Source organism: Bradyrhizobium sp. th-b2 (assembly GCF_000426785.1).
GTDB classification, from domain to species: domain Bacteria; phylum Pseudomonadota; class Alphaproteobacteria; order Rhizobiales; family Xanthobacteraceae; genus Bradyrhizobium; species Bradyrhizobium septentrionale.
In genome coordinates, this window is record NZ_AUGA01000007.1 from 47,501 (window position 1) to 67,514 (window position 20,014).

General features: G+C 62.9%; 14 protein-coding genes, 2 tRNA genes, 1 rRNA gene, 1 pseudogene and 1 riboswitch. Of the genes and pseudogenes, 10 read left to right on the top strand and 8 right to left on the bottom strand.

From position 1 onward, the window contains the following. Nucleotides 1-297 precede the first annotated feature (297 nt). From K359_RS0112740 to K359_RS0112750, 3 genes are all read right to left on the bottom strand, one after another. Nucleotides 298-373, bottom strand: a tRNA-Ala gene (locus K359_RS0112740). A gap of 35 nt (nucleotides 374-408) precedes the next feature. Next, nucleotides 409-485, bottom strand: a tRNA-Ile gene (locus K359_RS0112745). A gap of 209 nt (nucleotides 486-694) precedes the next feature. Continuing rightward, a 16S ribosomal RNA gene (locus K359_RS0112750) occupies nucleotides 695-2,185 on the bottom strand. Nucleotides 2,186-3,038: 853 nt separating this feature from the next. Here K359_RS0112750 and K359_RS51795 point away from each other — a divergent pair. From K359_RS51795 to K359_RS0112770, 3 genes are all read left to right on the top strand, one after another. After that, nucleotides 3,039-5,099, top strand: coding sequence for a M23 family metallopeptidase (locus tag K359_RS51795; RefSeq protein WP_051346107.1), 2,061 nt, complete (start codon nucleotides 3,039-3,041; stop codon nucleotides 5,097-5,099). Nucleotides 5,100-5,285: 186 nt separating this feature from the next. Further along, a complete protein-coding gene (locus tag K359_RS0112765) occupies nucleotides 5,286-5,648 on the top strand; it encodes an SPW repeat protein (RefSeq protein WP_029079699.1) in 363 nt (120 codons plus the stop codon). Nucleotides 5,649-5,743: 95 nt separating this feature from the next. Next, entirely contained in the window at nucleotides 5,744-6,010 is a 267-nt protein-coding gene (locus K359_RS0112770; RefSeq protein ID WP_029079700.1) for a hypothetical protein, read from the top strand. A 156-nt stretch (nucleotides 6,011-6,166) separates the two neighbouring features. On the opposite strand, the gene clpB is transcribed toward K359_RS0112770, so the two are convergent. Beyond that, nucleotides 6,167-8,818, bottom strand: coding sequence for an ATP-dependent chaperone ClpB (clpB, locus tag K359_RS0112775; protein ID WP_029079701.1), 2,652 nt, complete (start codon nucleotides 8,816-8,818; stop codon nucleotides 6,167-6,169). A 191-nt stretch (nucleotides 8,819-9,009) separates the two neighbouring features. Then, nucleotides 9,010-9,573: an XRE family transcriptional regulator gene (locus tag K359_RS0112780; RefSeq protein WP_029079702.1), complete on the bottom strand. Its 564-nt coding sequence runs from the start codon at nucleotides 9,571-9,573 to the stop codon at nucleotides 9,010-9,012. A 57-nt stretch (nucleotides 9,574-9,630) separates the two neighbouring features. Between K359_RS0112780 and K359_RS0112785 the strand changes: the two genes are divergently transcribed. Both K359_RS0112785 and K359_RS0112790 read left to right on the top strand, forming a co-directional pair. Beyond that, nucleotides 9,631-10,146: a GNAT family N-acetyltransferase gene (locus tag K359_RS0112785; RefSeq protein ID WP_029079703.1), complete on the top strand. Its 516-nt coding sequence runs from the start codon at nucleotides 9,631-9,633 to the stop codon at nucleotides 10,144-10,146. A 56-nt stretch (nucleotides 10,147-10,202) separates the two neighbouring features. After that, nucleotides 10,203-10,994, top strand: coding sequence for an MOSC domain-containing protein (locus tag K359_RS0112790; RefSeq protein WP_029079704.1), 792 nt, complete (start codon nucleotides 10,203-10,205; stop codon nucleotides 10,992-10,994). Nucleotides 10,995-11,036: 42 nt separating this feature from the next. Here the strand turns inward: K359_RS0112790 and K359_RS0112795 are convergent, their stop codons facing one another. Next, nucleotides 11,037-11,702 carry a TIGR02594 family protein gene (locus K359_RS0112795; protein WP_029079705.1) on the bottom strand — a complete coding sequence of 222 codons (666 nt, stop codon included), beginning with the start codon at nucleotides 11,700-11,702 and terminating at the stop codon, nucleotides 11,037-11,039. A 232-nt stretch (nucleotides 11,703-11,934) separates the two neighbouring features. Here K359_RS0112795 and K359_RS0112800 point away from each other — a divergent pair, with 232 nt between their 5' ends. Continuing rightward, nucleotides 11,935-12,807: an alpha/beta fold hydrolase gene (locus K359_RS0112800; protein ID WP_029079706.1), complete on the top strand. Its 873-nt coding sequence runs from the start codon at nucleotides 11,935-11,937 to the stop codon at nucleotides 12,805-12,807. Between the two features lie 15 nt (nucleotides 12,808-12,822). Here K359_RS0112800 and metW read toward each other — a convergent pair whose 3' ends face one another. Beyond that, a complete protein-coding gene (gene metW / locus K359_RS0112805; RefSeq protein WP_029079707.1) occupies nucleotides 12,823-13,488 on the bottom strand; it encodes a methionine biosynthesis protein MetW in 666 nt (221 codons plus the stop codon). Beyond that, a complete protein-coding gene (locus K359_RS0112810) occupies nucleotides 13,485-14,690 on the bottom strand; it encodes a homoserine O-acetyltransferase (RefSeq protein WP_029079708.1) in 1,206 nt (401 codons plus the stop codon). The genes metW and K359_RS0112810 overlap by 4 nt, the downstream gene beginning before the upstream one ends. A gap of 85 nt (nucleotides 14,691-14,775) precedes the next feature. Then, a riboswitch (SAM riboswitch) is annotated at nucleotides 14,776-14,855 on the bottom strand. Between the two features lie 174 nt (nucleotides 14,856-15,029). Here K359_RS0112810 and K359_RS0112815 point away from each other — a divergent pair. The 4 genes and pseudogenes from K359_RS0112815 to K359_RS51800 all read left to right on the top strand — a co-directional run bounded on the left by K359_RS0112815 (nucleotide 15,030) and on the right by K359_RS51800 (nucleotide 19,726). Beyond that, a complete protein-coding gene (locus K359_RS0112815) occupies nucleotides 15,030-15,893 on the top strand; it encodes a chorismate mutase (RefSeq protein ID WP_029079709.1) in 864 nt (287 codons plus the stop codon). Between the two features lie 87 nt (nucleotides 15,894-15,980). Continuing rightward, a complete protein-coding gene (hisC, locus tag K359_RS0112820) occupies nucleotides 15,981-17,078 on the top strand; it encodes a histidinol-phosphate transaminase (RefSeq protein ID WP_029079710.1) in 1,098 nt (365 codons plus the stop codon). A 4-nt stretch (nucleotides 17,079-17,082) separates the two neighbouring features. Further along, a complete protein-coding gene (locus K359_RS0112825; protein ID WP_029079711.1) occupies nucleotides 17,083-18,015 on the top strand; it encodes a prephenate/arogenate dehydrogenase family protein in 933 nt (310 codons plus the stop codon). 741 nt (nucleotides 18,016-18,756) lie between these two features. Beyond that, a pseudogene (locus K359_RS51800) lies at nucleotides 18,757-19,726 on the top strand (IS481 family transposase). The last annotated feature ends 288 nt before the right edge of the window (nucleotides 19,727-20,014 follow it).

Sequence of the window (20,014 nt, forward strand, 5' to 3'; positions counted from 1 at the left end):
GTAAGATCGGCCCGATAGCGAGGCGGTCAAGCTTCGCTAAAAAGATCGTTTTACAACTCGCTCATCCCACTCATCTTGCGATGAACTGCGATGCGCGAGCGCCGAAAACGATCTGGAGATTATGAATGGTACCCGCGAATTACTCCGCAGATCCAAACTCGGATCGATCTCCTCTTTACGATGTCAGAAAACACGCACGTCACCGTCCATCCGGACCAATGAGTGCGAAGTGATGTTTCGCGGACGATTTGAACAGAGCTTCTTGAACAAGGTGCATTCTCGAGCTTCAATTCCATCTGGTGGAGCCAGACGGGATCGAACCGACGACCTCATGCTTGCAAAGCACGCGCTCTCCCAGCTGAGCTATGGCCCCGTACCAGAAGACGAATGCTCCGCACTCGATCAAAATGGTGGGCCTGGGAAGACTTGAACTTCCGACCTCACGCTTATCAAGCGCGCGCTCTAACCAACTGAGCTACAAGCCCCTAACACGAGAGGCATGCCGGCGCGCAACCGACTTGCGCCGGTGCATCGCTCAAGCGCTCAGCCCTGGCGCGTGTTCGTCCGCGAAGAAAGAGAAACGAAGACGGCGAAATCCCGCCAATGGAGCTCAACAATCCTGAAACTGTTGGCCCCTGAATGTTTCTAAAACGATCCGATAGAACGCGTAAGCGATCTGAAGGATCATCCTTAGAAAGGAGGTGATCCAGCCGCAGGTTCCCCTACGGCTACCTTGTTACGACTTCACCCCAGTCGCTGACCCTACCGTGGCCGGCTGCCTCCCTTGCGGGTTAGCGCACCGTCTTCAGGTAAAACCAACTCCCATGGTGTGACGGGCGGTGTGTACAAGGCCCGGGAACGTATTCACCGTGGCGTGCTGATCCACGATTACTAGCGATTCCAACTTCATGGGCTCGAGTTGCAGAGCCCAATCCGAACTGAGACGGCTTTTTGAGATTTGCGAAGGGTCGCCCCTTAGCATCCCATTGTCACCGCCATTGTAGCACGTGTGTAGCCCAGCCCGTAAGGGCCATGAGGACTTGACGTCATCCCCACCTTCCTCGCGGCTTATCACCGGCAGTCTCCTTAGAGTGCTCAACTAAATGGTAGCAACTAAGGACGGGGGTTGCGCTCGTTGCGGGACTTAACCCAACATCTCACGACACGAGCTGACGACAGCCATGCAGCACCTGTCTCCGGTCCAGCCGAACTGAAGAACTCCATCTCTGGAGTCCGCGACCGGGATGTCAAGGGCTGGTAAGGTTCTGCGCGTTGCGTCGAATTAAACCACATGCTCCACCGCTTGTGCGGGCCCCCGTCAATTCCTTTGAGTTTTAATCTTGCGACCGTACTCCCCAGGCGGAATGCTTAAAGCGTTAGCTGCGCCACTAGTGAGTAAACCCACTAACGGCTGGCATTCATCGTTTACGGCGTGGACTACCAGGGTATCTAATCCTGTTTGCTCCCCACGCTTTCGTGCCTCAGCGTCAGTATCGGGCCAGTGAGCCGCCTTCGCCACTGGTGTTCTTGCGAATATCTACGAATTTCACCTCTACACTCGCAGTTCCACTCACCTCTCCCGAACTCAAGATCTTCAGTATCAAAGGCAGTTCTGGAGTTGAGCTCCAGGATTTCACCCCTGACTTAAAGACCCGCCTACGCACCCTTTACGCCCAGTGATTCCGAGCAACGCTAGCCCCCTTCGTATTACCGCGGCTGCTGGCACGAAGTTAGCCGGGGCTTATTCTTGCGGTACCGTCATTATCTTCCCGCACAAAAGAGCTTTACAACCCTAGGGCCTTCATCACTCACGCGGCATGGCTGGATCAGGCTTGCGCCCATTGTCCAATATTCCCCACTGCTGCCTCCCGTAGGAGTTTGGGCCGTGTCTCAGTCCCAATGTGGCTGATCATCCTCTCAGACCAGCTACTGATCGTCGCCTTGGTGAGCCATTACCTCACCAACTAGCTAATCAGACGCGGGCCGATCTTTCGGCGATAAATCTTTCCCCGTAAGGGCTTATCCGGTATTAGCACAAGTTTCCCTGTGTTGTTCCGAACCAAAAGGTACGTTCCCACGCGTTACTCACCCGTCTGCCGCTGACATATTGCTATGCCCGCTCGACTTGCATGTGTTAAGCCTGCCGCCAGCGTTCGCTCTGAGCCAGGATCAAACTCTCAAGTTGGACTTGAAACCTTGAACCGGCTGATCACAACGTTTGACGAGGTCCCACCATTCTTCGCCGACCGAAGTCGACGAGCTGTCCGCGATTCACATCGCTGACAACGATGGTGTAACCTTTAAAACGTGTACCGCCGAAGTCTTTCGTCCACCCTCAGAACGTCAAAAGCCGAAGCCTTCAAGTATTCCGAGGGACGCAAGGACTCCGCCGTCCACGTTTCTCTTTCTTCATCTTTACTTGTCAAACAGCCCGGGATCCGATGACCCCACACCCTAGAGGGTGGTTCTACCCTTCAGCAATCGATCGTAAACCCCAACCGATTTATGTCGGCTGTTGTGTCACTCATCGAAGTGAGGAGCATAAAGGGCGCGAATGCTTGCCTTGGCCGGTGGGCCAATGCAGCGCCGCGCTCAGTGGGTGTCTTATAGGCCCGCCCCTTCGGACCTGTCAACACTCATCGTCAAGAAATCGTCGCATGACGACAAACTTTTTTCAGGGGCGGAAAAGTCCCTGATATTTGGGGACCTTGCGCCGCACTTGAGCCACAATCCTGCGACGTTCTGGCTATAAGGTATGCAATGAACCGCTCGAAACCTGTGGGGGCTCGGGTGGTTTTTTCGGGGGACTAGGCGATTTTCTCCAAGAACCCGTCGCCTCTTTCCCTACACGGCCGAGCAACATCGAGAGATCTGCACACCATTGACGTTCGAGATCGCGGCTAGCTAATGGCCATCGGCTTCTCGGCTTCGATGCGTGTGGCTCGCCACACTGCCGGAATTCCTCGTCGAGGAATCGAGGTGGGAACAGGGACGAGCAGAGGTCGATCGCAGTTGCTGGAATTTGGGGGGATACAGGGTTGAGCCAACGGGCGTCACGCGGAAGCGGCATTGGGCGCGAGACCGGGATGATCGATCTCGGTCACGAGCCGCCGCTTTCAGTCGACGGCACCGAGGCTGCGGTGATCGATCGCCGCCGTGTCTCCGTTCAATGGTTCAGCGGCACCATTCTGACTGGTCTATGTGGCGCGGCCCTGATCGGCGGCGCCGTTTTTGCGTCGCTCGACGGCGAAATGACTTTTGCCAAGGTGCCGGAGCGCGTCGAAGGCGCGCTGCGCGGTGCGTTCACCGGCAATGATCGCGTCGTCAGCGTGCACAAGGGCGACCGCCTGCCGCCACCCAGCGAATCTTCCGCCTCCCGCAGCCTGGTGCGCGTATCGACCGTAACCCGCGTCGGCAATCGCGACGTGATGCGGGTGCGGCCCTTCATCCGCATTTCCGGCAATCTCTCGATGACCACGAGCGATCTGTCGGCAAAAATACCTGCGTTCAACGCGCAACGTCTTCTGACCGATGTCGGCTCCGACACGCCGGCGGCGACCGAGGATCCGAATGCGGCGGCCGAGCCCGACGCCGAGGTCTCTTTCGTCACCAAGGATCTGGCATCCGTGCTGCCGAAAGCGAAGCTCGCTGCCGTCGTCGCGCTCGATGACATCCTGATGCGGGTCCGCGACGCCGCCAATTGGCGCGGCTCCGGCAACTCAGTGCGCTACGCCTCACTCGCCAATGCCGCGGCCGACGCGACCGGCGCCGGGCCCGACATGAGGCTGGCCTACGCCACCGAGGGCAACGCCCCCGATCCCTATGCGGGCTTCGAGACCCGCGTGGTGCCGGAGAACGTCACCCTGCTGCCGAAGACCAAGGAGCAGGTCACCGGCGGCAATCCGACCGGCGAACGGGTTCACCTCGTCAAGAAGGGCGACAGCATCACCTCGATCCTGCGCGACCAGGGCGCAACGCCCGACGAGGCGAAGGCGATTGCCGCGACGCTCGGCCCGCGCGGCCGCGACGGCGGCCTGAAGGAAGGCCAGAAGGTGCGAATCCTGATGGCCCCGGCGACTCCCGGACCGAATGTCAGGCTGCAGCCCTATCGCGTGATCGTCGCCAACGAATCCGTCGTCGAGGCCATCGCCGCACTGTCCGATATCGGCCGATACGTCGCCGTCGACGTGCAGAGCATGAACACCACGACCGACACCGCTGACAATTCCAGCGACGATGACGAGGATGATGGCAGCGGCGTGCGGCTCTATCAGAGCATTTACGAGACCGCGCTGCGCAACAAGGTGCCGCCGACCGTGATCGACGACATGGTCAAGATCTACTCCTACGACGTCGATTTCCAGCGCAAGGTGCAGCCCGGCGACAGCTTCGATGTGTACTATGCCGGCGAGGACGAGGGCGTCACCAGCACCGAAAAGACCGAAGTGCTCTATGCCGCGCTGACCGTGGGCGGCGAAACCAAAAAGTACTACCGCTTCCAGAGCTCCGACGACGGCGTCGTCGACTACTATGACGAGACCGGCAAGAGCGCGAAGAAGTTTTTGGTGCGCAAGCCGGTCAACACCGCGATCATGCGTTCGGGCTTCGGCGGCCGCCGCCATCCGATCCTCGGCTATGTGAAGATGCACACCGGCGTCGACTGGGCCACCGCCTACGGCACGCCGATTTTTGCCTCCGGCAACGGCGTGCTCGAAAAGGTCGGGTACGAGGGCGGTTACGGCAAATATATCCGCATCAAGCATTCCAACGGCTACGAGACGGCCTATGGCCACATGTCGGCCTTCGCCAAGGGCATGGAGATCGGCAAGAAGGTGCGGCAGGGCCAGGTGATCGGCTTCGTCGGCTCGACCGGCCAGTCGACCGGCCCGCACGTCCACTACGAAATCCTGGTCAACGGCCGATTCGTCGATCCGATGCGCGTGAAACTGCCGCGCGGCCGCTCGCTCGAAGGTCCGATGCTCGCGGGCTTCGAGAAGGAGCGCGACCGGATCGAAGCCCAGATGTCGAGCCGCGGCAGCGCCCGCATCGTCTCGGACGCCACCAGTTCGACGTCGCAGACGCGCTCCACCAACCGCTGATGATGCAAGAGGCCGCCGGCCCGTCCGGCCGCGCAGATCCTACGAAACGCTGTAGGCGCAGCGCAGATACGATGCCGTTTCCAGGCCGTCACGCCGCCAGTTTCATTAAATTTCGCGCCGCAAGATGGGAACCCGAACGGCGATCATCCAGTTGATTCGTCAGTGAAACCTCCAATGGAGGGTGTCATGGAGAACTGGACGAACGCAAAACTGTGTGACGTCGCAAACCTGATCCTCGGCGCGATTCTCTTCCTGTCGCCGTGGCTGTTCAAGTTCGACGCCGGAACGGTTTCCACCAACGCCCACATCGTCGGCCTCGCGATGGCGATCCTTGCGATCGCCGCGCTCGCGGCATTCGCGGTCTGGGAGGAGTGGCTGAACCTCATCGTCGGGTTTTGGGCGCTGGTCTCGCCCTGGGTCCTTGGTTTCAAGGGAATGACCACCGCGACGACTGTGCACGTGGTGATCGGCATCGCCGTCGCAGTCCTTGCTGCGATCGAGCTCTGGGTAATGTCCCAGCATCCGCCTCGGCTCACAACGCACAGCTGAGGCCTTGAACTGATGCGTCCCTACCCGCTGGTGCGGATCGCCGGCGGGCAGGGGTTCGGTTGTGCTCAACGAAGATATGCACAAGGATTTGCGCCATGACCCCGCTCACCCGCGACGACGTGCTGAAGGCCGTCGGCCACGCCGACGACGTCACGATTGCCAGGATCATTGCATCGGGAGCTACCATCACCGAGCTTGCCGAGGCGCAGGCCTGGCTTGCCAACGACGAGCCGCTGATCAATGCCGGCAGGCCATTGGCCACGGGCCGCGCCCGCGAGCTGGTCGACATCCTGTCCGAGATCGAGCCCGCCGAGGACGACGAGCCCGGCGGCCAGTCGCCGCCGATCGTCCCGCAGGAGTGATTTGCAACCAAATCCTCCCCGCGATCTGCGGGGAGGCTTTTTTGTTGTTGAGCCGTTAGAGCGTTTTCGAGCGAAGTGGCTACCGGTTCGCGTGAAGAAAACGCTCAAAACAAGAATCTAGAGCCCCGTTCCGATCCCATCGGAACGGGAAAGGCTCTAGTTCAGCTTGCGCTTCGAGACCGGGGCCTCGAACTGCACGATCTCGGCGGTTTTGGGCACCTGGCCGTTGAAGGTCAGCACGTTGCCCTTCTCCGAAATCTTGACGTGATCGCCGTCCTTGACCTCGCCGGCGAGGATCATTTCGGCCAGCGGGTCCTGCACGCTGCGCTGGATCACCCGCTTCAACGGACGGGCACCGTAAGCCGGATCCCAGCCCTTCTCGGCGAGCCAATCCCGCGCCTTCGGATCGAGCGTGAGCTCGATCTTGCGATCCTCGAGCAGCTTGCGCAGCCGCGCGAACTGGATCTCGACGATGCGGCCCATCTCGCTCTTCTGCAGGCGGTGGAACAGGATGATCTCGTCGATGCGGTTCAGGAATTCCGGCCTGAAATGCGCCCGCACCACGCCCATCACCTGATCGCGAACTGCCGCGGTGTCCTCGCCTTCGGGCTGATTCACCAAAAACTCCGAACCGAGGTTCGAGGTCATGATGATCAGCGTGTTGCGGAAGTCGACGGTGCGGCCCTGACCATCGGTCAGCCGGCCGTCATCGAGCACCTGCAACAACACGTTGAAGACGTCGGGATGCGCCTTCTCGATCTCGTCGAACAGCACGACCTGGTAGGGCCGCCGCCGTACGGCTTCGGTCAACGCACCACCCTCGTCGTAGCCGACATAGCCGGGAGGCGCGCCGATCAGCCGCGAGACCGAGTGCTTCTCCATGAACTCGGACATGTCGAGGCGGACCATCGCGGTCTCGTCGTTGAACAGGTCAGCGGCGAGCGCCTTGGTCAGCTCGGTCTTGCCGACGCCGGTGGGGCCCAAGAACATGAACGAGCCGGTCGGCCGGTTCGGGTCCTGCAGGCCCGCTCGGGCACGGCGCACCGCGGTTGCCACCGCGCGCACCGCTTCGGCCTGGCCGACGACGCGCTTGGCGAGACTGTCCTCCATCTTCAGGAGCTTGTCCTTTTCGCCCTCGAGCATCTTGTCGACCGGAACGCCGGTCCAGCGCGAGACGACCTGCGCGATGTGGTTGGCGGTAACCGCCTCCTCCATCATCTCGCCGCCGTTCGGGTGGCTGCTTTCGGCTGCCTCGATGTCGGCGAGCTTCTTCTCCAGCGCGGGAATCCGGCCATAGGCCAGCTCGCCCGCCTTCTGGAATTCGCCACGACGCTGCGCATTGGCAAGCTCGACGCGGAGTGCGTCGAGTTCGCTCTTCAGCTTCTGGGCATTGGAGAGCTTGTTCTTCTCCGCGCTCCAGCGTGCCGTCAGCGCCACCGACCTCTCCTCGAGCCCGGCGAGTTCCTTCTCCAGCGTCTGCAGGCGGCTTTTCGAGCCGGCATCGTTCTCCTTCTTCAACGCCTCCTGCTCGATCTTGAGCCGGATGATGTCGCGATCCAGCGAATCGAGCTCTTCGGGCTTGGAATCGACCTGCATCTTCAGCCGCGCCGCCGCCTCGTCCATCAGATCTATGGCCTTGTCGGGGAGGAAACGGTCGGTGATGTAGCGGTTCGACAGCGTGGTCGCGGCCACCAACGCGGTGTCGGTGATGCGCACGCCATGATGCTGCTCGTATTTGTCCTTCAGGCCGCGCAGGATCGAGATGGTGTCCTCGACCGTCGGCTCGCTGACATAGATCGGCTGGAACCGGCGGGCCAGCGCGGCATCCTTCTCGACATGCTTGCGGTACTCGTCGAGCGTGGTCGCACCGATACAGTGCAGCTCGCCGCGCGCGAGCGCAGGCTTCAGCAGGTTGGACGCGTCCATCGCGCCGTCGGCCTTGCCGGCGCCGATCAGCGTGTGCATCTCGTCGATGAACAGGATGATGCCGCCCTCGGCGGTCGAGACCTCCTGCAGGACGGATTTCAGCCGCTCCTCGAACTCGCCGCGATATTTCGCGCCGGCGATCAGGGCGCCCATGTCGAGCGACAGCAGCTTCTTGTCCTTGAGGCTCTCCGGCACGTCGCCGTTGAGGATGCGCAGCGCCAGGCCCTCGACGATCGCGGTCTTGCCGACGCCGGGCTCACCGATCAGGACGGGATTGTTCTTGGTCCGCCGCGACAGCACCTGGATGGTACGGCGGATCTCCTCGTCACGGCCGATCACCGGGTCGAGCTTGCCGTCGCGCGCCGCCTGGGTCAGGTCGCGGGCATATTTCTTCAGCGCGTCATAGGCGTTCTCGGCGGTCGCACTGTCAGCAGTGCGGCCCTTGCGCAGCGCTTCGATCGCCGCGTTCAGGTTCTGCGCCGTGACGCCGCCCTTGCTCAGGATAGAGGCCGCCTCGCTGCCTTTCTCGAGCGTGAGCCCGAGCAGCAGCCGCTCGACGGTGACAAAACTGTCGCCGGCCTTTTCGGCGGCCTTTTCCGCGGCGTCGAAGGCACGCGCCAGCTCCGGAGACAGGTAGACCTGCCCGGCACCGTTGCCCGAAACCTTCGGCAGCTTGTTCAGCGCCTCTTCGGTCGTCTTCAGGATCGCTCTGGAATTGCCGCCGGCACGGTCGATCAGACCTCCGGCCAGCCCCTCATTGTCGTCCAGCAGCACCTTCAACAGATGCAACGGCGAGAACTGCTGGTGACCGTCGCGCATTGCGAGCGACTGGGCAGACTGGATGAATCCGCGCGCGCGCTCGGTGTACTTCTCAATGTTCATTCGTTTTCCCTCGGCCTGCCATCGTCACCCATTCAGGCATGACAACAGCATCTTCATTGGGTTTCCGCGGGCCGCGTTGACGTTCCTCAACCAGCCTCTGGTCGTCGCCATCATTTTTCAGGCTTGCCGCAGATGTGGGCACTTGGTTCCAAAACGGAAGAGCCACAGCTTGCGATTTCACCCGATGGAGCTCAGCGCCGCACGATGGCGACAAGGTAGCGGCAGGGCTGAGCAGTTTCGTTACGGAAGACGATGTCCGACGGCGGGCCGAGCTCGACACGGTCACCCGCAGCGAGCTCGTGGCGGACCGCCCCTTCCATCAGGGTGAGGCGGCCGCCGATCACCCAGACCACCTGGCGCACCAGGTGATAGGCGCTGGCGGGGAAGCCGGCTTCCTGCCGGGCCGGCAGCTCGATCTCCACCAGTTCCAGCGGATTGGCCGGATGCAGGAACACCTGCCGCCGCAGATAGGCCGCCTTCGGATCGCGCCACACCGGCTGATCCTTGGCCCGCTGCAGACGGGAACCGTCTGACGCAACCTCGAACAGCGCGGCCATGGTCAGGCCATAGGCCGTGGCAATCCGCGACAGCGTCGCCGCCGTGGGGCTCGCCTCCGCCCGCTCGATCTTGCTCAGCATGGCCTTGGACACGCCTGCCCGCCCGGCGAGTTCCGCCAGCGACCAGCCGCGGCCCTCCCGTTCGGCGCGAACCCGCCGCCCGAGAGCATCATCGGCCTTGTCCTCTATAATTGACATACCGTCTTATATAGTAGACAACCGGAGTTGTTCAAGAGGCCCGTCGAGGAACTGTCAATGATCATCCGCCCCGCCACCGAGCAGGACATTTCTGCGATCACCGCGATCTTCAACGAGGCGGTCGCCAATTCGAGCGCGATCTGGACCGAAAAGCAGGACTCTGACGCCGAGCGGCTGGCCTGGATGAAGGCGCGGCAGGAGTTGGGTTATCCGGTGCTGGTGGCCGTCGAGGGGACGACGGTGCTCGGCTACGGCACGTTCGGCGATTTCCGGGCCTTTCCCGGCTATCGCTACAGCGTCGAACACAGCGTCTATATCCACGCCGATCATCGCGGCCGCGGCCTTGGCCGCGTCATCATCGACGAGCTCGTCGCCGCAGCCAGCGCGCTCGGCAAGCACGTCATGATCGCCGGGATCGACGGCGGCAACCGGGCCTCGCTGCGGCTGCATGCGCAGGCCGGCTTCGTCGAGGTTGCCCGGATGCCGGAGGTCGGACGCAAGTTCGGCCGCTGGCTCGATCTGGTGTTCATGCAACGCGTGCTGGATGAGGCGGGCGCGGCGCGACCTGACTAGCTGCCTTACTGCTGGCGGCGGTTCTCCTCGCCCGCCAAACAGGCTAGAGCGGGCGGATGGACAATACGCTCGCTTCCTCCGCCAGGATCACCGGCATCTATCGTTACCCGGTCAAGGGACTCACGCCCGAGCCCCTGCCCCGCACTGAGCTCAAGACCGGCGAGACGCTGCGCTCGGATCGCCGCTACGCGATCGAGAACGGCCCGAGCGGTTTCGATCCGTCGGCGCCGAAATGGTTGCCGAAGCCGCATTTCCTGATGCTGCAGCGGGACGAATGGCTGGCGCCGCTGCGCACCCATTTCGACGATGACAGCCATGTACTGACGCTGCGCCGCGATGGCGCGATGCTGGCCCAGGGCGATCTCGAGACCGAAGCAGGGCGCGCGGCGATCGAGCGCTATTTCGCCGATCGTCATGCCGGCCAGATCAAGGGACCGCCCAAGGTGCTGGTGAGCCCCGGGCACAGTTTTTCCGATGTCCCGCGCAAGGTGGTCTCGATCATCAATCTGGCGAGCCTGCGGGCGATCGAGGACATGGCGCAGGCGCCGGTCCATCCGCTGCGCTTCCGCGCCAACCTCTATGTCGAGGGCTGGCCGGCCTGGCATGAAGCCAGCCTGCTGGACCAGACGATTGCGATCGGCAGCGCGCGGGCCAAGGTGGTGAAGCGCATCACCCGCTGCGCCGCAGTCAATGTCGATCCCGAGACCGGCGTGCGCGACCTCTCGGTCCCGAACACGCTGATGCAGCGCTTCGGCAACAATGAATGCGGCATCTACGCCGAGATCATCGCTGACGGTGATGCGGCCGTCGGCGACACGATTGCCGCCGAACAGCCTGTAGCATCGTAAGCCGGCCAAGGCGCGCATGCGCCGTACCCGGCTTTCGACGGATCAGTTGGTCGGCATCACATAAGCGTAGATCCGGCCGCGCGAGACCGGCGCCTCGCGGACACGATGGCCGCTGTTGCCCGAGATCATGATCGGATTGCCCTTAGCATCGACGCCGGTGATGATGCCGACGTGACCGCCGCCACGGCGACTCATCACGGCGATGGCGCCGACTTGCGGCCCCGAAACGCGCTCACCGTATTTGGCGAATGAACTCGCCATGTCGGAGCCGGTGCCGCGATGGCCAGTGTGCTGCAGCACCATGTTCATGAAGCGCGCGCACCACAGGCTGCGGCGATCGGTCGGATTGCCGCCGAGATAGCGGCGCGCCTCGGCGACGATGCCGGACGAGCCGAAGCCGCTCTCAGCACTCACACCACCGGTGTTGGGCACGGCTTCAGCGCCGCCCGGCAACACGGACGCATTGGCCTCGGCGAAGCCGCCGGCCTGCGTCAGTGCGCGGCGCTTGGCGCGCGACAGCCGCGCGGTGTGGCGATAGCGATGACGGGCGTGGTGTCGCGCGTGATGGCCGGCATGGGCCGAATGCGCGTGACGCGAATGATGCGGACGGGCGGACGCCGGAGCGGCGGCGATCACGGCGAGCGTGAGCGAACACAGAGCCAGCGCCAAAACACGAAGCGACCGACGATACGCAAGCAACTGAACCATACTTCTCGAGATCCTCTGTAACACCCCCCAATTCCCCATCGCGTTCCCTTGGGAACGCGGCGGTGGTTTTGAAATTCGGGATGTGGCGAGAGGAAGATTTCATGCGGCGCCGCGGAAACGATTTCCGGGTCATTCCGCGCAAACTCCATGACCAAAAATAATCGGAGCTGCCGCATTGCGGCCGCGAAAATTAATTGCAAATCTGAGGTCGGCCAACGAGAGGAGAATTTCAATGCCCCACGCCGTCACGAAAGATAACGTCCGCCTGCATTTCGAAGAGGCCGGCCACGGAACCTCGATCATCTTCCTGCACGAGTTCGCCGCGGACCACACCAATTGGGAACCGCAGATGCGCTACTTCTCGCGCGGGCACCGCTGCATCGCCTATTCCGCGCGCGGCTACACGCCGTCGGACGTGCCGCCGAATGCCGAGGTCTACACCTACAAACATTTCTACACCGACGCGCTTGCGGTGCTGGACCACCTCGACATCGCGAAGGCCCATTTCATAGGTCTCTCGATGGGCTCCTATTCGTCGCTGCAGGTCGCGCTCAACGCGCCCGAGCGCGCGCTGTCGATGACGCTCGCCGCGGTCGGCTCCGGCTCGAGCCTCGAGAATCTCGAAGCCTTCCGCGCGCAGTGCCGCGCCAATGCCGAGCAATATGAGACCATCGGCTCGGTTGAGGTCGCCAAGGTGACGCGCGAGGCGCCGAGCCGGATTCCGTTCCTGGTCAAGGATCCGCGCGGCCACGCCGATTTCTATGCCGCGCTCGCCCGCCATGATGCCAAGGGCTCGGCCAACACGATGCGCAGCTTCCAGGGTGGCAGGCCTTCGATCTACACCATGACCGAGGCCATCAAGGGCGCAGCCACGCCGGCGCTGATCCTGTGCGGCGACGAGGACGACAATTGCATCGCGCCCAGCATGTTCCTGAAGCAGCATCTGCCGGCCGCCGGCCTGTCGTTCTTCCCGAAGTCGGGTCACGTGCTCAACCTCGAGGAACCGGCGCTGTTCAACGAGATGGTGGAGCGGTTCATCGCGCTGGTCGAGGCCGGCCGCTGGCCGGTGCGCGATCCGAGATCGCTGGTGGCGGCGCCGGTGTGACGCGCCACGCACCGATCATTTCCCTTGCCCGCCGCGGCTGAGCAGGAACACGCCCTGCTCGCCGAACATGTTCCACACCCACCACGGCAGATTGAGCGGCACCGGGCGGCCGTAGAGATCGAGCGCGACCGCGCGCTCCATCTTGACGTTGATCTCGTCGCAGAGCTGCACGAAATCCTTGATGGTGCAGAAATGGATGTTGGATGTGTCGTACCAGCTTGCCGGCAAATTCTCGGTGCGCGGCATGTGGCCGCCGATCAGGAGCTGCAGCCGCATCTTCCAGAAGCCGAAATTCGGGAACGAGACGATGGCGCGCTGGCCGATGCGCAACAGATTCTCCAGCACCACCTTCGGCTGCCGCGTCGCCTGCAGCGTCTGCGACAGGATCACGTAGTCGAAGGCGTCATCGGGATAGTTGACGAGGTCGGTGTCGGCGTCGCCCTGCACCACCGCGAGCCCCTTGGCGACGCAGCCATTGACACCCTCGCGCGACAGCTCGATGCCGCGGCCGTCGATGCCGCGGCTCTCCAGGAGCTGCAGCAATTCGCCATCGCCGCAGCCGACATCGAGCACGCGCGAGCCCGGCCGCACCATGTCGGCGACCAGCAGATGATCGGTGCGATAGCTGCCGGTTCGCTCCGGCGCGACGCCCGGCAACGGCAATGTCTGCTGCATGCTCATGATTGGCCGCCGCCGTTCAGTCCGCGCGCCTTGCCTGCGGCCTGCAGGAAGGCGCGGGAGATTTCCAGGAATTCGGGCACGTCGAGCAGGAAGGCGTCATGGCCGCGATCGGTTTCGATCTCGGCGAACGACACCCGTGCGCTCGACGCATTCAGCGCGTGCACCAGCGCGCGCGATTCCGAGGTCGGAAACAGCCAGTCGCTGGTGAACGACACCACGCAGAACCGGGTCTTGATGCCGGCGAACGCTTTCGCCAGCACGCCGTCATGGTCGCCGGCGATGTCGAAATAGTCCATCGCGCGGGTCAGATAGAGATAGGAGTTGGCATCGAAGCGCTCGACAAAGGACGAGCCCTGGTAGCGCAGATAGCTCTCGACCTGGAAATCCGCATCGAACGAGAAGGTCGGCAGCTCGCGGTCCTGCATCCGCCGCCCGAACTTGCGGTGCAGCGCGGCGTCCGACAGATAGGTGATGTGCGCAGCCATCCGCGCAACAGCCAATCCACGATGCGGATGGGTGTCCTCGTCGACATAGCGGCCGCCGCGCCAGTCCGGATCGGCCATCACGGCCTGGCGTCCGAGCTCGTGGAACGCGATGTTCTGCGCCGAGTGGCGCGTCGAGCAGGCGATCGCGAGCGTCGAGAACACGCGGTCGGGATAGGCGGCGGTCCATTGCAGCACCTGCATGCCGCCCATCGAGCCGCCGACCACGCAGAACAGCGTGGTGATGCCGAGCCGATCGATCAGCATCGCCTGCGCGCGCACCATGTCGGGGATCGTGATGATCGGGAAATCGAGCCCCCACACCTTGCCGGTCGCAGGATTCAGCGACGCCGGCCCGGTCGAGCCCATGCAGCCGCCGATAACGTTGCAGCAGATGATGAAGTATTTTTCGGGATCGATCGGCTTGCCGGCGCCGACCATGGTGTCCCACCAGCCGGGCTTGCCGGTGACGGGATGGGTGTTGTTGACGTGCTGATCGCCGGTCAGCGCGTGACAAACCAGGATCGCATTCGAGCGGTCGGCATTGAGCTCGCCATAGGTCTGGTAGGCGATCTGGAATGGCGCGAGATCGACGCCGCAATCGAGCTTCAGCGGCTGGTCCATCCCGAACTTCGCCAGCAATGACGACGGATGATCGGCCTCATGGGCGCGATCATCGCTCTGGGTTTGTGGGCTCGGTATCGGACGCACATTGCTCATCTAGGCGACCCTGCCTCCGCGCGGGAGGGCTCGACGGACCTCAAGCCAATAAAAAACCCGGCCTGAACAAAGGTTCGGCCGGGAGCTGATAAGGTCCCCGGCCTGTTTAGCGAGTTGTTTAACGTGGCTGCAAGCCGGCCGGCTCAAATGACCACGGGACGCAAGGAACGTAGTCCCCGGGTGCCCCGCCGTCAAGGCAGCCAGATCGCCGGCCGATTGGTTAACCGAATGCGCAAGGCACGCCTGCGACGTTTCTCTTTGCTTTCGGTGGCTGTCTTTTCTAATCAGGGACCCTGTCTGACGCGGCATCGGGCCGGGCGGACAACAAGGTTTTAGAGCATGTCCAAGCCACCCCCGTCGCCGCCCTCGCTGCAGGAGCTGCGCAAGGAGATCGATGCGATCGACGAGCAGGTTCACCGCCTGTTGATGGCGCGCGGCGACATCATCGACCGCCTGATCCAGGTCAAGAAGACCCAGGAGGTCGGCTCGGCGTTCCGCCCGGCGCGCGAGGCCAGCATGATGCGGGAGCTGGTGCAGCGCCATCGCGGCATCCTGCCGCTCGACACCATCGAGAGCATCTGGCGCGTCATCATCTCGACGTTCACTTATGTGCAGGCGCCGTTCGCGGTGCATGCCGATGTTTCGGTCGGTGAGTCCGCGATGCGCGACTCGGCACGGTTTCACTTCGGCTTCGTGGTGCCCTACGTCTCGCATTTCAGCGCGCAGGCCGCGGTCGAGGCGGTCGCGAAATCGAAGGGCGACCTCGCGCTGGTCTCCGCGATCGCCAGCCGCACGCCGTGGTGGAATGCGCTGGAAGCCGATGGCGCGCCGAAGATCATCGCGCGGCTGCCGTTCCTGGAACGCGCCGACCATCCCGCCGCGCTGCCGGTGTTCGTGATCTCGCGGGTCGCCGACGACGCCATGGTGACCGAGGTCGAGATGTGGAGCGTGCGCGTCTCCGGCTGGAACGCCGATGTCGCACGCGCCCTGGCCCCGCTCGCCGAGATCGTCGCGGTCCCCGACACCGCCTTCGACGGCGCGGCCTTGCTGGTCTCGGTCGCGGGGCAAGACCTTAAGAACAAGGGCTTCGAGAAGATCAAGTTCGCGCTGATCGAGGCCGGCGCCTCGGTCCGCTCTTCGGCCCTCGTCGGCAGCCACGCAACGCGCTATACGGTGCCCTCTAACGGGTCGGCCAAAAGCTAGCCGCCCGTCTAGATTCTTGTTTTGACGCGTTTTCTTTACGCGAACCGGTATCCACTTCGCTGGAAAACGCTCTGTTCGGAGTTGATAATGTCCCGCCCCGTGCCGAACCCCGGCATTCTCGATATTGCGCCCTACACGCCCGGCAGGAGCCCGGTGCCGGAACCGGGCCGCAAGGTGTTCAAGCTGTCCGCCAACGAGACGCCGTTCGGGCCGTCGCCGAAGGCGATCGCGGCCTACAAGAAGGCGGCCGACCATCTCGAGGACTATCCAGAGGGCACCTCGCGCGTGCTGCGCGAGGCGATCGGCCGCGCCTATGGCCTCGATCCTGACCGCATCATCTGCGGCGCCGGCTCCGACGAGATCCTCAATCTGCTGGCGCACACCTATCTCGCACCCGGCGACGAGGCGATCTCGACCACCCATGGCTTCCTGGTCTACCCGATCGCCACCATGGCGAACGGCGCCAGGAACGTGATCGCGGCCGAGACCAACTTCACGGCCGATGTCGACGCCATTCTCAAGGTGGTGACGCCGCGCACAAAACTGGTCTGGCTTGCCAACCCGAACAATCCGACCGGCACCTATATCCCGTTCGACGAGGTCAAGCGCCTGCGCGCCGCGCTGCCGTCGCATGTGCTGCTGGTGATCGACGCCGCCTATGCCGACTACGTCTCGCGCAACGATTACGAGCTCGGCATCGAGCTGGTCGCGACGACGGACAATACGGTGGTGACGCACACCTTCTCGAAGATCCACGGCCTTGCCGCGCTGCGGATCGGCTGGATGTTCGGCCCGGCGCATATCGTCGATGCCTGCAACCGCATCCGCGGTCCGTTCAACGTCACGACGCCGGCGATGCTGGCGGCGGTGGCGGCGATCGAGGACTCGGCGCATGTGCAGATGTCGCGGACCCACACCGAGCAGTGGCGCAACTGGCTGACCGAGGAGATCGGCAAGCTCGGATTGAAGGTGACGCCGAGCGTCGCCAATTTCGTGCTGATCCATTTCCCGACCGACAAGGGCAGGACCGCGGCGGAAGCCGACGCCTTTCTCACGCGGCGCGGCCTCGTGCTGCGCGCGCTCAACAATTACAAGCTGCCGCATGCGCTGCGCATGACCATTGGCACCGAGGAAGCCAACCGCCTCGTGGTCAAGGGGCTGCGCGACTTCCTGGCCGGAAAGTGACATCGTGACCACAGCTCCGCTCTTCAACCGCATTGCGCTGATCGGCTTCGGCCTGATCGGCGGCTCGATCGCGCGCGGCGCCCGCGCGCAAGGGCTGGTTGGCGAGATCGTGACCACCGCACGTTCGGAGAAGACGCGCGCGCGCGTCGCCGAGCTCGGCATCGTCGATCGCGTCGTCGAGACCAATATCGAGGCGGTCAAGGATGCCGACCTCGTCATCCTCTGCATCCCGGTCGGCGCCTGCGGTCCGGTCGCGGCCGAGATCGCTGGCCATCTCAAGCCCAGCGCCATCATCTCCGACGTCGGCTCGGTGAAGGGCGCCGTCGTCAAGGACATGGCGCCGCATCTGCCTGACGGCGTGCACTTCGTGCCCGCGCATCCAGTGGCCGGCACCGAGCATTCGGGACCGGATTCCGGCTTCGCCGAGCTCTTCATCAACCGCTGGTGCATCCTGACGCCGCCCGAAGGCACCGATCCCGCCGCGACCAACCGGCTGCGCGCGTTCTGGGCCGCGCTCGGTGCCAAGGTCGAGATCATGACGCCGGATCATCATGACCTGGTGCTCGCGATCACCAGCCATCTGCCGCATCTGATCGCCTACACCATCGTCGGCACCGCCGACGAGCTGGCGCAGGTGACGGAATCCGAGGTGATCAAATTCTCCGCCGGCGGTTTCCGCGACTTCACCCGCATCGCGGCGTCGGACCCGACGATGTGGCGCGACGTGTTCCTCGCCAACAAGGACGCCGTGCTGGAAATGCTCGGCACCTTCACCGAGGACCTGTCGAAGCTGACCCGCGCGATCCGGCGCGGCGACGGCGAAGCGCTGTTCGACCACTTCACCCGCACCCGCGCCATCCGCCGCGGCATCGTCGAGACCGGCCAGGATTCCGCGGCGCCGGATTTCGGTCGGCCGCATGCGAATTTGAAGAAGTAGAATCACGCGAACCGCTTTCTCCACTTCGTCGTCCTGGCGAAAGCCAGGACCCATACCACCGCATTCGGTGATAAAAGGGATCGTGGCCCCAGCGTCGCGCAACAATTCAGATTTGGGGTAATGGGTCCTGGCTTTCGCCAGGACGACCATGAGGATGGTTCTCGACTCAATCTGTCAAACAGCCTGTTCGGTGTCATCACCCGCGCATGCGGGTGATCCAGTATTCCAGAGACGCCAGCGATTGAAACGATAGGCCGCGGCGTACTGGATCGCCCGGTCCCGTCTACGCCAAGGCTTCGACGAGGCCACGAATCCCTGGCACGCCGAAGCTTTAGCGAAGGCGGCGAGCCGGGCGATGACAGATGAGAATGAGGACGCAGCTTCGCAGTCCCGCGACATTACCTGCCCGAGCTTTGCTCTTCGTTCCGCCCTCTCCTCAAACAGAGGGCGCAGGGAAAGCCGGGTGCCGATCGCACCCATGGGTCCCGCGTAGTAAAAAACGCGGGAGGTAGGACCACAGGTGTAACCGGGAACATCCCGGCTTTCCCTGCGCGATGGGTTACGGCTTACTTCGTGCTCTCCCCGGCGAGACTTGGCTTTTTTGTCACCGCCTTCACAAGACGCGATAGCGTTTTGTGAAAAGACACCTACCACTAGGTGTGAGCTTTCAGGAGGTTGTCCATCTGGTCTGAACCGAGGAAGCTGAGGTTGCGAAGCTTCAGTGTTCCCCGGAGAGACCAGATGAACATCCACAAGAATGCGCCTCTGACGCCAAAAGGTCGAGAGGCGATGGTGCGGAGTGTGATCGAGGGCGGCCTGACGAAGGCCGCAGCTGCACTCCAATTCAATGTCACGGCAAAGACGGTCGCCAAATGGGTCAGGCGCTTCCGCGTAGAAGGCGTCGATGGTTTGCAGGATCGTTCCTCACGGCCTCTTTCATCGCCAAGCCAAACCCCTGCAGCCACATGCGCCGCTGTCGAGACGTTCCGCCGGCAGCGCCACACCGGCAAGCAGATCGCGCTCGAAGTCGGGGTCTCAGCAGCAACCGTCAGCCGCATCCTGCGCCGGCTCGGTCTGAACAGGCTGGCTGCACTGGAGCCGGCCGAGCCGATCCGGCGCTATGAGCGCGAACGTGCCGGCGAACTGATCCACATCGACATCAAAAAGCTCGGCAAGTTCAATCGGATCGGCCACCGGATCACCGGCGATCGACATGGATCGAGCAATCTGCGTTCTCGCGGTCACGGACCAGGTTGGGAATACGTACATGTCTGCATCGACGATGCGTCGCGGATCGCCTTCAGCCAGGTCAAGAAGAACGAGCGAAAGGGCTGTGCCGTCGCTTTTCTCAAGGCCGCCGTGGCCTATTACGTCAGCCTGGGCGTGAAGGTAGAGCGCGTCATGACCGACAATGGCGCGTGCTACAAATCCTTCGCCTTCCGAAGGGCGTGCAAGCGCCTCGGCCTCAAGCATATCCGCACCAAGCCCTATACGCCCAAAAACCAATGGCAAGGCCGAACGCTTCATTCAAACCAGCCTACGAGAATGGGCCTACGCGCAGGCCTACAACACCTCTACAGAACGAGCTGCCGAGCTGCCACGATGGCTTCACCGCTACAATTGGCATCGTCCTCATGGCAGTATCGGCTCAAAGCCACCTATCAGCCGGCTCGGATTAACCGGGAATAACCTCTTGAGGCTCCACAACTAGGGCGTCAGAACCACACGACTTCACCGTCCGCTTCACACGCATTCGTCGACTGCGCGCTCGCCGTCCACCGCATCTCACCGCAACACCCGTGACGATGCGCAGCGCCCCTCGATCGGGTGAGACGGGCGAACCATACACCGAGTTGTTTTTCTGATAACGCGAAATATTTTCAGCGCGCGAGCATTGACAGGTTTTGCTGAGTTGCCCGTCGGGTTGTTTTGTCGCAGCCAGATCGCGCCGTCATGGCACGATCCGGGACCTGTCCTCATAAACATCGGCGCCCGAGGG

What these genes read in the sequence shown, in the direction of transcription:
- K359_RS0112785 (WP_029079703.1), top strand. Translation starts at nt 9,631, where the DNA reads ATGATCATCCGCCCCGCCACCGAGCAGGACATTTCTGCGATCACCGCG.
- K359_RS0112795 (WP_029079705.1), bottom strand. Translation starts at nt 11,702, where the DNA reads ATGGTTCAGTTGCTTGCGTATCGTCGGTCGCTTCGTGTTTTGGCGCTG.
- K359_RS0112770 (WP_029079700.1), top strand. Translation starts at nt 5,744, where the DNA reads ATGACCCCGCTCACCCGCGACGACGTGCTGAAGGCCGTCGGCCACGCC.
- K359_RS0112800 (WP_029079706.1), top strand. Translation starts at nt 11,935, where the DNA reads ATGCCCCACGCCGTCACGAAAGATAACGTCCGCCTGCATTTCGAAGAG.
- hisC (WP_029079710.1), top strand. Translation starts at nt 15,981, where the DNA reads ATGTCCCGCCCCGTGCCGAACCCCGGCATTCTCGATATTGCGCCCTAC.
- metW (WP_029079707.1), bottom strand. Translation starts at nt 13,488, where the DNA reads ATGAGCATGCAGCAGACATTGCCGTTGCCGGGCGTCGCGCCGGAGCGA.
- K359_RS0112815 (WP_029079709.1), top strand. Translation starts at nt 15,030, where the DNA reads ATGTCCAAGCCACCCCCGTCGCCGCCCTCGCTGCAGGAGCTGCGCAAG.
- K359_RS0112790 (WP_029079704.1), top strand. Translation starts at nt 10,203, where the DNA reads ATGGACAATACGCTCGCTTCCTCCGCCAGGATCACCGGCATCTATCGT.
- K359_RS0112810 (WP_029079708.1), bottom strand. Translation starts at nt 14,690, where the DNA reads ATGAGCAATGTGCGTCCGATACCGAGCCCACAAACCCAGAGCGATGAT.
- clpB (WP_029079701.1), bottom strand. Translation starts at nt 8,818, where the DNA reads ATGAACATTGAGAAGTACACCGAGCGCGCGCGCGGATTCATCCAGTCT.
- K359_RS0112765 (WP_029079699.1), top strand. Translation starts at nt 5,286, where the DNA reads ATGGAGAACTGGACGAACGCAAAACTGTGTGACGTCGCAAACCTGATC.
- K359_RS0112780 (WP_029079702.1), bottom strand. Translation starts at nt 9,573, where the DNA reads ATGTCAATTATAGAGGACAAGGCCGATGATGCTCTCGGGCGGCGGGTT.